Source organism: Enterococcus sp. DIV0436a (genome assembly GCF_051711605.1).
Lineage (GTDB): Bacteria > Bacillota > Bacilli > Lactobacillales > Enterococcaceae > Enterococcus_B > Enterococcus_B faecium.
The window spans coordinates 914243-927094 of record NZ_JBIONA010000001.1 but is presented as its reverse complement, the minus strand read 5'-3'; the positions used below and the strand labels follow the sequence as shown (position 1 = coordinate 927094).

The 12852-nt window shown below is 39.6% G+C and carries 11 protein-coding genes, 1 tRNA gene and 1 riboswitch; of the genes, 3 read left to right on the top strand and 9 right to left on the bottom strand.

Features of this window, described 5'->3' with window-relative positions:
- Positions 1-44 precede the first annotated feature (44 nt).
- Positions 45-1013, bottom strand: coding sequence for an alpha/beta hydrolase (locus tag IGL15_RS04430; RefSeq protein ID WP_002289477.1), 969 nt, complete (start codon positions 1011-1013; stop codon positions 45-47).
- A 214-nt stretch (positions 1014-1227) separates the two neighbouring features.
- Positions 1228-1272: riboswitch (PreQ1 riboswitch) on the top strand.
- Between the two features lie 23 nt (positions 1273-1295).
- On the opposite strand from IGL15_RS04430, the gene IGL15_RS04425 reads away from it, so the two are divergent.
- Entirely contained in the window at positions 1296-2270 is a 975-nt protein-coding gene (locus IGL15_RS04425; protein ID WP_002296444.1) for a nucleoside hydrolase, read from the top strand.
- A gap of 4 nt (positions 2271-2274) precedes the next feature.
- Positions 2275-2850 carry an ECF transporter S component gene (locus IGL15_RS04420; RefSeq protein ID WP_002289479.1) on the top strand — a complete coding sequence of 192 codons (576 nt, stop codon included), beginning with the start codon at positions 2275-2277 and terminating at the stop codon, positions 2848-2850.
- A 66-nt stretch (positions 2851-2916) separates the two neighbouring features.
- Here the strand turns inward: IGL15_RS04420 and IGL15_RS04415 are convergent, their stop codons facing one another.
- From IGL15_RS04415 to rpoN, 7 genes are all read right to left on the bottom strand, one after another.
- On the bottom strand, positions 2917-4056 hold the full coding sequence (locus tag IGL15_RS04415; protein WP_002295137.1) for an ArgE/DapE family deacylase: 1140 nt from the start codon (positions 4054-4056) through the stop codon (positions 2917-2919).
- A 398-nt stretch (positions 4057-4454) separates the two neighbouring features.
- Complete coding sequence (gene eno, locus IGL15_RS04410) at positions 4455-5753, bottom strand: phosphopyruvate hydratase (RefSeq protein ID WP_002292812.1); 1299 nt, start codon at positions 5751-5753, stop codon at positions 4455-4457.
- 115 nt (positions 5754-5868) lie between these two features.
- The gene (gene tpiA / locus IGL15_RS04405) at positions 5869-6624 is read right to left on the bottom strand and encodes a triose-phosphate isomerase (RefSeq protein WP_002292815.1); all 756 of its coding nucleotides are present in this window, start codon (positions 6622-6624) and stop codon (positions 5869-5871) included.
- 103 nt (positions 6625-6727) lie between these two features.
- A complete protein-coding gene (locus IGL15_RS04400; protein ID WP_002295135.1) occupies positions 6728-7918 on the bottom strand; it encodes a phosphoglycerate kinase in 1191 nt (396 codons plus the stop codon).
- Positions 7919-8027: 109 nt separating this feature from the next.
- The gene (gap, locus tag IGL15_RS04395; protein ID WP_002292818.1) at positions 8028-9029 is read right to left on the bottom strand and encodes a type I glyceraldehyde-3-phosphate dehydrogenase; all 1002 of its coding nucleotides are present in this window, start codon (positions 9027-9029) and stop codon (positions 8028-8030) included.
- Between the two features lie 40 nt (positions 9030-9069).
- Entirely contained in the window at positions 9070-10161 is a 1092-nt protein-coding gene (locus tag IGL15_RS04390; RefSeq protein WP_002321448.1) for a sugar-binding transcriptional regulator, read from the bottom strand.
- Between the two features lie 148 nt (positions 10162-10309).
- Positions 10310-11644 carry an RNA polymerase factor sigma-54 gene (gene rpoN, locus IGL15_RS04385; protein WP_002295132.1) on the bottom strand — a complete coding sequence of 445 codons (1335 nt, stop codon included), beginning with the start codon at positions 11642-11644 and terminating at the stop codon, positions 10310-10312.
- Between the two features lie 59 nt (positions 11645-11703).
- Here rpoN and IGL15_RS04380 point away from each other — a divergent pair.
- Positions 11704-11775, top strand: a tRNA-Arg gene (locus IGL15_RS04380).
- Between the two features lie 191 nt (positions 11776-11966).
- Here the strand turns inward: IGL15_RS04380 and IGL15_RS04375 are convergent.
- Positions 11967-12851, bottom strand: coding sequence for a polysaccharide deacetylase family protein (locus IGL15_RS04375; protein WP_002295129.1), 885 nt, complete (start codon positions 12849-12851; stop codon positions 11967-11969).
- Between the last annotated feature and the right edge of the window lies 1 nt (position 12852).

The window sequence follows — 12852 nt, the reverse complement described above, 5'->3', positions numbered from 1 at the left end:
AACAATTATTTATCCTCGAATTACTTACAAAAAAGAAGAGAAAATTAATTCATCGTTATTCTTTGTTCAATAAATGAAAAAATCACTGTCCAATAGGTTTTCGGATCTTTCATCGATGCTTCCAAGTGTTCTGCTTCTGGAACAAGCAGCAGTGCTTTATCCCCTGCCGTAGCATTTTGAATCGTGTACGCTGCTTCTGTAGGGACAAAATGATCTCTTTCACCATGGATGACTAATAAAGGCAGATGATTGCTGCCAAGCTGTCTCGTAGCTGATGCTTGCTTTAAGGAGTAACCGGCGTATTTCTGGGCATAATGATTCGCATATCTCATGACCATTTTTTTAGGAAAGACAGTAATTTTACTTAACATATATCGGAATTCTGCATAAACAGAAACATATCCGCTGTCTAAAATAAATCCTTTGACCGCTGATGGAAGTTTTTCACCACTTGCCATCATGATCGTAGAAGCTCCCATTGATCCGCCGTGTAAAATAATGGACGCATTCGGCTGTTCATCTAAGATGAGTTGGATCCAGGCAATTAAATCTAGCCGATCTAGCCATCCCATTCCGATGATTTCTCCTTCACTTTCTCCGTGCGCACGTAAATCAGGTACAAGAACGTTGAATCCTTTCTCTGCATATCTTTTACCTATATGAGACATGTCTCTTTTCCCTGTGCTTCGGTAATCATGTACGCAAATGACCCATTTATTCTGCTTATTTGGATGGATGAACATCTGACCAGCTAGTTTCAACCCGTCATAACTTTTGATTGTTTTGGGTGTTCCCTGCTCCCAAAAGCTTTCACACTCTTCTTCTAATTTTTGTCGTTTTTTTTCTACTGACGTGACTGCAGCAGGGTCCATCAAACGATGACCAGTGTCTTCATACCAGTCATATCCTCTCTGTACTCCCGCTCTTACTAATTTCTTTGCATAAAAATAAGAAAGAAAATGGTAACTGATCCCTATAATTATCAGAATAAGAATGAAATAAAAAATAACCATTGTACACCCGCCGCTTTCTGCCAAACTATAATCTATCTATTATCCAATGTACCGATCCATAGGATTCTTTATTTTCGGCACACGTAAATTCCATTTCTTTTTCATTGTATCATTTACTTAAAGTTCTCCTCAATAGATTTACTTGTAAGAGAGCATTTACATTCGCAATAAAAGCCAGTATACTAATTTCGTGCATTATAATCAAGACGCTCGTCTTGGACTGGTTCGGAAACTTCCCAGAATAAAAAACTAAGTATCTCTAAAGAAAGGAGACTGGAAATAATGCGAAAAGTAATTATTGATTGCGATCCAGGGATCGACGACACTTTAGCTTTATCATTAGCTGTCAAATCCCCTGATATCGAAGTAGTTGCTATTACCGTAGTTTGTGGGAATGTCCCTGCAGATATAGGTACGCAGAATGTGCTGAAATGCCTGGAACGCTGTGATCGTTTAGACATTCCTGTTTATCAAGGAATGGAAAAACCTTTGAAGCAACCTTTCATCAGTGCACAAGACACTCATGGTATGGATGGTTTAGGGGAAACAAATTTCCCGATGATCTTGAGAAAACAGGCAGAACCTCTCCATGCCGTTGATTTTTTGGCTGATTATTTCAAAGAAAAGACAAATACATCAGTCATTGCTTTGGGTCCTTTGACCAATATCGCTTTTGCTTTGAAAGTCAACCCAAATATTGGGAAACATATGGATCGTTTTGTCTCGATGGGTGGAACTTACAAAAGCCATGGTAACTGTTCACCAGTTGCTGAATACAATTACTGGTGTGATCCTGAAGCAGCTTCTTATGTATTCGAGAATCTCAAACAAACGATAGAAATGGTTGGGTTAGATGTGACAAGAGAAATCGTCTTGACACCGACTATCCTCGAATACTGCTGTCAAATGAATCCTGAAGAGGGAGAGTATCTAAAAGCGATCACTCGTTTTTATTTTGACTTCCACTGGAAACAAGAAAGAATTTTAGGATGTGTCATCAATGATCCGTTAGCTGTTGCTTATTTTATCGAGGGGGCCATCTGTGAAGGTTTCAAAAGCTTCACTGCTGTGGAAACTCAAGGAATAAGTCGTGGACAAACATTGGTTGATCGTTATGAATTTTGGCAGAAACCTGCTAACAGTAAAATTATGACAAAAGTAGATACTCGTCTTTTTTTCCGAAAGTTTTTAACCGTTCTTTTAAATGCACAAGAAGAAACGATTATGAAAGATTTGGAAAGGTTAAAGATGGGCTAACAAAATGAATAAAAACAAAATGGCAACTCGCGTACTTACAGTGATGGCTTTGTGTATTGGGATCAATTATATTGGAGGAACGATTGCTTTATGGCTTCGTTTGCCAATCTATCTCGATTCTATCGGAACGATTTTTGCTGGTGCATTGCTTGGGCCTGTACCTGGAATGCTGACAGGATTGTCCAGCGGTATTTTAAGTGGAGTGACTACAGATATTTTTTCTCTGTATTATTCGCCAATCCAAATTCTCACAGGCTTGCTTGCTGGATTGATTTTGCCAAGATATCTCGGCAAAGATAAAAACAGCTTGAAACTGTTATTACTCGCTTTGATTTTGTCGGTACCTGGAACGATCGTTTCTTCGATCATTACCGTTCAGTTATTTGGCGGGATCACCTCCTCAGGATCCAGTATGATCGTTCAGCTATTACATGGGTTAGGTTTAAGTCAGACAACAAGTGTGATCTTGGTACAGGCAGGTACAGACTACCTTGATCGTTTGTTGTCTATCGTCGTTGTTTCATTAGTCATCACTATGTTGCCACAACGCTTGATATATTCAAAAAGAAAAATAGGCTAAATAAACAGAGCTGGATTAGCAAAATAATGCTAATCTGGCTCTGTTTTTTCATTTATAAAAAAAATCTTACGCTAAGTAGGATAAAATAATTCCTTGATATTTTTCGATCATATCCAAATAATTATCGATTTCAACATACTCATCTACTTGATGAGGCAAAGTAACGACACCAGGCCCAAAGACGACAAAGTCGAAGGAATGGTTAGCTTTCGTAAATTCGGCTGCATCCGTTGTTGCTGCCGCTCCAACTAAAGGTAATGGCTGGCTGAATTGTTGCTGAATGCAATGAATCAAAGGAGAATCTGGATCAGCTTTGACAGGTATTTTGTTGTAATCGATCATCAATTCCAAATGATAGTCTGTCTCTTGATTCAATTCATTGACGATTGATTGCAGCAATGCAATGATTTTATCATTTGGGTATTCTGGAATCGATCGAATGTTCCCTTGGAGCTGCGCATGGCTTGGGATGCTGTTGACTTGATTCCCGCCACTGATCAATGTAACATTATGGATTGTTTTTCCTAGGACAGGATTCTCGATTGTTTCAGCGAGGTGATTCATTTCAGCATTTGCTTTCGTAATGAATTCATTTAGGTGATTGATTGCATTATAACCTTGGTCTGGCATAGAGCTATGCGCTTCTTTTCCGTGCGAGGTGACTGTATAGTTGATTGATCCCATGTGCGTATACATCAAACTGTAATTGGTTGGCTCTCCGATGATCAAGGCATCTAAGTCATCTACATAGCCTGCTTTCGTGAGCTGTTCCCCACCTAGTTCACCCACTTCTTCTCCGACAGTGGCTAATAATTTGACTGTTCCGTTAAATGGTTTTCCTGACTCTTTCAGTTCGATCATGGCAATCACCATTGCTGCCAAGCCACTCTTCATATCTGTAGCACCACGTCCGTACAAACGGTTCCCATGGATTTCTGCTGCAAAGGGTGCATAGGTCCAAGACGATTCATCACCAGCCGCCACGACATCCATATGCCCAGATAGGCCTAACACTTTTCCTGATTGGCCCTTTTGGTAACGAGCAATCAAATTATCTCTACCATCTCTGTAAGAAACAATCTCTCCTGTTATGTCATGCTTTGCCAAAAGCTTATTCAAATAGGCTGCTACTTCACCTTCGTTTCCATTCACTGATTTAATTCGGATGATCTCTTGTAAAATCGCGATTTTTTCTTCTTTTTTCATCTAATCCTCTCCCTTGCCATTTCTTTTTATTGTATTTGAGTGTGCTCGAATTTTCAAATAGGAGCAACCAAAGTAAAAATGAAGAAAGAGAGCCACTTTATGAAAAATATGCTGCTACTTCCCTCCTATTTTATTTATACGAGAGGACTTGCCCATAGATTCCTATTCTACTGTTCTATCCTTAAAAGCTCTTATATGATGCTAGTTATTGTTAGCTTTCCTTTTTCAAGGATGATCTTTTCTTGTACCATTCTTTGTAAACATCATATACAGAAGCTAGTTGCAAAAAAACTCTCTACCTGCTGATATTTCAGCAAGTAGAGAGTTCGATTACTTAACTAAGTGATCATACTCGACTATCTTTCAATAGTCGATCATGTATCTTCATTAGAAAAGAATTATTTGTTTTTTAAGTTGTAGAAAGATTTCAAACCTTTGTATTCTGCAACTTCACCAAGTTGGTCTTCGATACGTAGTAATTGGTTGTATTTAGCAATACGGTCAGTACGTGATAGAGAACCAGTTTTGATTTGGCCAGCGTTTGTTGCAACAGCGATATCAGAGATTGTTGAATCTTCTGTTTCACCAGAACGGTGAGATACAACTGCTGTGTAGCCAGCTTCTTTAGCCATTTCGATAGCTTCGAAAGTTTCTGTTAATGTACCGATTTGGTTCACTTTGATAAGGATTGAGTTAGCAATTCCTTTTTCGATACCTTCAGATAATTTTTGAGTGTTTGTTACGAACAAGTCGTCACCAACTAATTGAACTTTGTCGCCTAATACGTCAGTTAATTTCTTGAATCCGTCCCAGTCGTTTTCGTCTAATCCGTCTTCGATTGAGATGATTGGATATTTAGAAACTAATTCTTCGTAGAATTTGATCATTTCGTCAGTTGTTTTTTCGCCTTCGCCTGAATCAGCTAGTACGTAAACACCTTTTTCTTTGTCGTAGAATTCTGAAGAAGCAGCATCCATAGCAAGAACAACGTCTTTACCAGGTACATAGCCAGCTTTTTCGATTGCTTCGATGATTACTTCAAAACCTTCTTCGTTTGAACCAAGGTTTGGAGCAAATCCACCTTCGTCACCAACAGAAGTTGCTAATCCGCGAGCTTTCAAGATTGAAGCTAATGCGTGGAATACTTCAGCACCCATACGTAGAGCTTCTTTGAATGTTGGAGCGCCAACAGGCATGATCATGAATTCTTGGAAGTCGATTGAGTTATCAGCATGTGATCCGCCGTTGATGATGTTCATCATTGGTGTTGGCAATACTTTTGTGTTGAATCCGCCTAGGTAGTGGTATAAAGGTACTTCTAGGTAGTCAGCAGCTGCACGTGCAACAGCGATAGAAACACCTAAAATAGCGTTCGCACCTAATTTACCTTTGTTAGGAGTTCCGTCTAAAGCGATCATAGCTTTGTCGATAGCCATTTGGTCACGAACATCGTAGCCAATGATTGCTTCAGCAATGATGTTGTTTACGTTGTCGACAGCTTTAGTTACACCTTTACCGCCATAACGAGCTTTGTCTCCGTCACGTAATTCAACTGCTTCGTATTCACCAGTTGAAGCACCTGAAGGAACCATTCCGCGGCCAAAAGCTCCGCTTTCTGTGTATACTTCTACTTCGATTGTTGGGTTACCACGTGAGTCTAAGATCTCGCGAGCGTAAACATCAGTAATAATTGACATGTTTTGTCTCTCCTTTGAGTTTGTTTTTTCCTAAGGGATTTCCCTCATATACGATTTTAGTTAATTTTGCTCATTAGTGCAAACATTTCTTGCATTTTTCGCAAATTTTCAACAATTATTTTACAGCGTCTAACAATGACAAGAATGAATCTGCTTGCAAGCTTGCGCCACCGACTAAAGCACCGTCAACATTTTCTTTTGCCATGTATTCAGCAATATTTTCTGGTTTTACAGAACCGCCGTATTGGATACGAACTGCTTCTGATACTTCTTTTCCATAAAGTTTTTCAACTGTTTGACGTACAACTCCACAAATTTCGTCAGCGATTTGTGCGTCAGCTGATTTACCAGTACCGATTGCCCAGATTGGTTCATAAGCAATAACCATGTTTGACACCTGTTCAGCTGAAAGATCAGCTAAACCAGCTGTAATTTGTCCTTCGATCCATTCAGCAGTTTTGCCTGCTTCATAGGTTTCTAAAGATTCGCCACAGCATAGGATTGGTGTCATACCATTTGCAAAGATAGCTTTCGCTTTTTTATTGATGTCTTCGTCTGTTTCATGGAAATATTCACGACGTTCTGAATGTCCGATGATCACATAATGAACACCTAGATCAGCAAGAGCTGCTGGTGAAGTTTCACCAGTGAACGCACCTGAGTTTTCCCAGTAGCAGTTTTGTGCTGAGATTTTTAGTTCTGTACCTTCAGCTGATGTCATTAATTCTTGTAAGAATAATGCAGGAGATCCGATGACTGAATCAACTTTGTCATTTGAAGGGATTTTGTTTTTTACTGCTTCAGCAAATTCTTTTGCTTCTGATGCAGTTTTGTTCATTTTCCAGTTACCTGCGATAATAGGTTTACGCATTGAGGAACACACTCCTTAATTTATTGAAAAATGGCTAGGGAGTCATGAAAACTCCCTTCACCTTTTGTTCGATTACTCGTCAGAATTGAGCAAACTTGGTCGTTTATTTATCGTTGATTGCTGCTAGTCCTGGTAATTCTTTACCTTCAAGCAATTCCAAGCTTGCGCCGCCACCTGTTGAGATGTGTGTGAATTTGTCAGCAAATCCTAATTGTTCTGCTGCTGCGGCTGAGTCTCCGCCACCGATGATTGTTGTTGCGCCTTCTAAGTTAGCGATTGCTTCACAAACACCGATTGTACCTTTAGCAAAGTTACTCATTTCAAATACACCCATAGGTCCGTTCCAAACAACTGTTTTTGCACCTTGTAATGTATCAGCAAATAATTTTACTGATGCTGGGCCGATGTCTAAAGCCATCAAACCATCAGGAATGTCTCCTTCGATTACTTGTGTTTCAACATCATTTGAAAATTCTGGTGCACAGACATTGTCGATTGGCAAGACAAGTTTGTCGCCTGCTTTTTCGATTAATTCTTTTGCTAGTTCCACTTTATCAGCTTCTACTAGAGAGTTACCGATCTTGATTCCTTTTGCTTCGTAGAATGTGTAAGTCATTCCGCCACCGATCAAGATTTTATCTGCTTTAGGAATCAAGTTTTCGATTACGCCGATTTTATCAGAAACTTTTGCGCCACCAAGGATTGCAATCATTGGTCGTTTTGGTTCTTCTACTGCTTCACCGATGAACTTGATTTCTTTTTCCATCAAGAATCCAGCAACTGTTGGGATACCAGTTGAAGCGATACCTACGTTAGAAGCATGTGCACGGTGAGCTGTACCGAAAGCATCGTTAACAAATACATCGCCTAATGAAGCCCAGTATTTACCTAGTTCTGTATCATTTTTGCTTTCTTTTTTACCGTCAATATCTTCAAATCGTGTATTTTCGAATACGACAACGTCGCCGTCATTCATGTTGCGGATTGCTTCTTCTAATTGTTCTCCGCGAGTTTCAGGTACGAATGTTACTTCTTTACCTAATAATTCGCCTAGACGTTTTGCAACTGGAGCTAAAGATTTTCCTTCTTTATCTTCTTCTGTTTTTACACGTCCAAGGTGAGAGAAAAGGATTGCTTTTCCGCCTTGTTCTAGAACGTAGTTGATTGTTGGCAATGCTGCTTTGATACGAGTGTCGTCAGTGATCACGCCGTCTTTCAAAGGAACGTTGAAGTCAACACGGACAAGAACTTTTTTGTCTTTTAAATCGATATCTTTCACTGTTTTCTTAGCCATTTTATTTCCTCCTGAATAAACTTATTATCAAAAAAAGCGGAAGAAGCGCGATTGCTTCCCCGCTTTTAAATGTACATGTCTATAATTTACACTTGTACGTTTGTCTATCTTATAAGTTAGCGAAGTATTCTAAAGTACGTACTAATTGTGCAGTGTATGACATTTCGTTGTCGTACCAAGCAACAGTTTTAACTAATTGTTTGTCGCCAACTGTCATTACTTTAGTTTGTGTAGCATCAAATAATGAACCGTAAGTCATACCAACGATATCTGAAGAAACGATTTCGTCTGTGTTGTATCCGTAAGATTCGTTTGAAGCTTCTTTCATTGCTGCATTGATTTCGTCAACAGTTACTTCTTTTTCAAGAACTGTTACTAATTCTGTTAATGAACCTGTTGGTACAGGAACACGTTGAGCAGCTCCGTCTAATTTACCGTTCAATTCAGGAATTACTAAACCGATAGCTTTAGCAGCACCTGTTGAGTTAGGAACGATGTTTGCAGCAGCAGCGCGTGCACGGCGGAAGTCACCTTTAGGATGAGGTCCGTCTAGAGTCATTTGGTCACCTGTGTAAGCGTGGATAGTTGTCATTAATCCTTCAACAACACCAAATTTGTCGTTCAATGTTTTAGCCATAGGAGCTAAACAGTTAGTAGTACATGAAGCACCTGAGATAACTGTTTCTTTACCAGTTAATGTTTCGTGGTTTGTGTTATAAACGATTGTTGGAACATCGTTTCCGCCAGGAGCAGAGATAACAACGCGTTTAGCACCAGCTGTTAAATGTTTTTCAGCTGCTGATTTAGAAGTGAAGAAACCAGTACATTCTAGAACGATATCTACGCCTAGTTCGCCCCATGGTAATTCTTCTGGGTTGCGGTTAGCTAATACTTTAACTTCTTTTCCGTTTACGTTGAATGAACCTTCATGAACTTCAACTGTTCCGTTGAAACGTCCTTGAGTTGTGTCGTATTTTAACAAGTGTGCCAACATTTTAGCATCTGTCAAGTCGTTGATTGCTACTACTTCGATTCCATCTACATCTTGGATACGACGGAATGCTAGACGTCCAATACGTCCAAAACCATTAATACCTACTTTAACTGTCATTTAAGATTTCCTCCTTATGAAAATCAAAAAAATATTTATTTTAAAGGGTTACCCCTTTTAAAATCTCATTTGCAGCAGCTTCATCAGTGATGAGCCACGTTTGTTTTGGTGCATTTTTCATATAAGCTCGAATTGCTTTAGCTTTTGATTTTCCGCCCGCGATTGCCATGATGATCGGGACTTTTTCCAAATCTTGCAATTCTATGCCGATTCTAGGGACCTTATAAACGACTTCACCTTTTTCATTGAAAAAGTAGCCAAAAGATTCCGCAACAGCATTTGCTTGTTTCAGCATGACTAATTCTTTTTCAGTCATCTTACGACGTGCTGCCATGTGTAATGCACGCCCAATACTATGAATAACACAATTCGCTTCACTAATCAAGTTTAAGACTTCTTGGATAGATGGCTCATTGAGTAAAGAATTGTAAGTTGCCAGACTTAATTGTTCCGGAACATAAAGTGCACGGTGGTTACCGTTTGCTTTAGCAGCCATTCTTGCACTGACAGAATTTGCCTGTACAGTTATCGCTTCACCAATCCCGCCTCTTGCAGGGACAAACAGGTTATGCCGTTTCTTATTTTCCAGATTAGACAATTGTTCGGCTACCACAGCCATAGTAGTTCCTCCCATCACAGCGATGATATTCTCGCCTTCTGGAAGTAGTCGGTCTAGGGCTTCGCTCAGCGCTTCGCCGAATGCATCAGCCACTTTGGTCTGCTCTTCGCTGTTTCCTGAAACAACGATACAGCGTTGGTTACCAAAATATTCTGCCAACTGTTGTTCGGTTTGATGCGTACCTAAAAGCTGATCCATGAAGTTTTCAAGGCTTTGATAAACTTCTTCGCCCTTAGTTGTCAGCGTCATACCGCTTTTTGAGGTGTCGATCAAATTCAGATTTTTCAAAAGATCTGTTTCTGTTCGCAATACTCGTTCTGTGATCCCCATACTTTCCGATAAACTTCGACGTCCAATCGGCTGCATCCAATAGATATTTCGTAAAATTTTATAGCGTTCTTGCAACACTTCGATAATATCTGGTGCAACAGATTCAATCATTTTTATTTCATCCAGCATAGCGATCTCCTTAGTTGGACACTTTACGTCCAATGTAGACTTAAAACGACCCATATACGATAAAAAAAGAAATTAACTATTCGAATTTCACATCAATAAAGGGAAATCTCAACCTCACGACTGTAAGTCTAACAGTTTTGCTCTCGTTTTTCAACTAAAAAGACTAGAAAAAGTGAAATACTTTTTCTAGTCTTTTGACTGATTAGTTATCATAACGTTTTCTTTTTGATGAACTCGGGATTCCTAATAAATCACGATATTTTGCTACTGTTCGTCTTGAGATCGCTATCTCATCTTTTTTCAGCAATTCAACCAATTTCTGGTCAGACAACGGCTTGTTTTTGTCTTCTTGATCGACTAATTCCTGCAGCTTTTTCTTCGCTGTATCTGCTGAAAGGTCTTCTGTCTGTTCTGTACTATTCGTAGGAATTCGTGTAGTGAAAAATTTTTTTAATTCAAATACACCGAAGTCTGTTTCCAAATATTTCCCGTTGACTGCACGACTGACCGTGGATTCATGCACATCTATCTCAGTTGCAACTTCCTTTAACGTAAGAGGCTTGATTGGACGTTCCTTGTCGATAAAGAAAGCTTTTTGCCGGGAAACAATGACTTGAGCAACCCGCAAAATTGTATCCCCACGTTGTAGGATCGTTTTCTTCAACCATTCGAATTCCTGTTTCCGTTCTTTTAAATAATTTTCAGTTTCTTTATCTGCTTGTTGTGACATTTGTTTGAAGTAACTCTCTTGAAAGCGTATATTTGGCTGATTTTTTCGGTTTGAGATAACTTGTACATTTTTATCGTCGTCCACTAATACCCGGACATCAGGAATAATGTACAATTCGCTGCTACGGTCGAAAATCCGGCCAGGGCTTGGACTCAACGTTTGTAAATAGTCGAATATCTGCTGAACAGCATGTAGATCAACAGAAAAACGTTGTGCGATTTCTTTCCATTTTCGCTCCACCAGTTCCTCAAAACATTCTTCCAACACGATATAAGCTAATTCCGGCGCATAATCATCTCGTTCTGTTTGAAGCATGAGACATTCTTGCAAACTACGTGCACCTACTCCAGCTGGTTCTAATTGCTGAATCAGAGTCAACGCATCGAGCATTTGGATAGGCGTAGCTCCAATCTCTTTTCCGGCTTCTTCTAAACTAATCGTCAAAAATCCGTTCAAATCGATGTATTCTACAAGATAAAGAACGATTTTCCTCAAAAAAGTATCTCGGTAATTCAAATGGACTTGTTCGATCAATGAATCAAATAAAGACCCTTTTGTATCAGGAATCTGATTTAGGTAATTTGTCTCTTCTCCTTCATAAGAAGATGAAGAAGCTTTTATGTAATCTGGCTGCCATTCCGGCTCAACAACTTCCACCAATGGATTTTCCATTGCTTGATTCTCAACGAATGCCAACAGCTCCTCACTGTTATATTGTAAAACTTGGATGGACTGTTGCAACTGTTGCGTCATGGCTAGTTTCTGTGTCTGCTGCTGTTTTTGTGAAAAATTTTGCTCAAATTTCATTTTTTTGTCCAATCCCCTTGTAATTTTTTATCTGTTTAGTTACAATTATCCCAGTGCTTGCGTCCTTAGTGTAGTGGATATCACGTAAGATTCCGGTTCTTGAGACGGGGGTTCGATTCCCTCAGGACGCGTTCTACTGCTATTTTAGCATAATTTACGAATAGTTGCTTCTTTATTTTTAAGTGAAAACTGTCCGCCAAAGAAAATTGGTGGACAGTTTTTTGTTGTACCTGTATAGATATTGTTAAGCCTTTGCAAGTAAGGTAGTTATGTGTTCAACTACTTATTAAAATGTGTTATTTATTAAAGATACTTGTCTCACTTACTGAACTGGCCGATGATCGTTTCTGCCATAATAGTTCTCGACAGCCGTTGGATGCCCTAATAAATCCCCAACTGTCGTGATGCGATACCCTTGCTCTTTCAGATAATCGATCACTTGAGGAACGGCACGAATCGTTTCAGGATAGATATCATGGAATAAAATAATTGCCCCATCGTATACTGTTGCTTGGATCTTCTGCAAAATCAAATCAGGATTTCTTGTCTTCCAATCTTCTGAATCAACAGACCATTCGATGATCGGTCGCTGGATGATCGTTGCTCCTACATTCGTGACAGAACCATAGGGCGGACGAACAAAAGTGGGGGTTTTGCCAGTGACTTTTTTGATCTCAGTGTCTGCTTTCGTCACTTCCTCCGTCATCGACTGGGCAGAAAGAGTGGCCAGATTCTGATGATCGTATGTGTGATTGCCAATCTCGTGCCCTGCTTCAGCTGTCTGCTTCACGATTTCAGGATGCTGCGCCGTATTTTCTCCTAAGACGAAAAAAGTGGCATGCACGTTTTTTTCTTTTAAGATTCGCAGAAGCTGCGGTGTTGTGGTCGCTCCTGGTCCATCATCAAAGCTGATTGCGACGCTTTTGACAGCCGGATCTCGGCTCGTTTTTGTACTGTCTTGTGTTGATTGTGATGACTGACTTTGTACCTTTTCCGCTGATTCTTGAATGGCTTCTTTGACGTTAGCTGTTTCAGTTGATTGGCTTTTAATGGTTGATTGTTCTGATTGTTTGAAAGATTGTGACGAATGCTCCGAAGAGTGTGTTTGTCCTTTTACTTCGGTGATCAAGGAGGCCACCGAAGTAATTTCGAAAAACAAAAGCACGGATAAAGCAATAATACTGATAACTAAATAATTTCTTTTCACT

Bases quoted from the DNA above. Each gene is read 5' to 3' on its own strand.
- IGL15_RS04430 (WP_002289477.1), bottom strand. From the start codon at position 1,013: ATGGTTATTTTTTATTTCATTCTTATTCTGATAATTATAGGGATCAGT.
- IGL15_RS04425 (WP_002296444.1), top strand. From the start codon at position 1,296: ATGCGAAAAGTAATTATTGATTGCGATCCAGGGATCGACGACACTTTA.
- IGL15_RS04420 (WP_002289479.1), top strand. From the start codon at position 2,275: ATGAATAAAAACAAAATGGCAACTCGCGTACTTACAGTGATGGCTTTG.
- IGL15_RS04415 (WP_002295137.1), bottom strand. From the start codon at position 4,056: ATGAAAAAAGAAGAAAAAATCGCGATTTTACAAGAGATCATCCGAATT.
- eno (WP_002292812.1), bottom strand. From the start codon at position 5,753: ATGTCAATTATTACTGATGTTTACGCTCGCGAGATCTTAGACTCACGT.
- tpiA (WP_002292815.1), bottom strand. From the start codon at position 6,624: ATGCGTAAACCTATTATCGCAGGTAACTGGAAAATGAACAAAACTGCA.
- IGL15_RS04400 (WP_002295135.1), bottom strand. From the start codon at position 7,918: ATGGCTAAGAAAACAGTGAAAGATATCGATTTAAAAGACAAAAAAGTT.
- gap (WP_002292818.1), bottom strand. From the start codon at position 9,029: ATGACAGTTAAAGTAGGTATTAATGGTTTTGGACGTATTGGACGTCTA.
- IGL15_RS04390 (WP_002321448.1), bottom strand. From the start codon at position 10,161: ATGGGTCGTTTTAAGTCTACATTGGACGTAAAGTGTCCAACTAAGGAG.
- rpoN (WP_002295132.1), bottom strand. From the start codon at position 11,644: ATGAAATTTGAGCAAAATTTTTCACAAAAACAGCAGCAGACACAGAAA.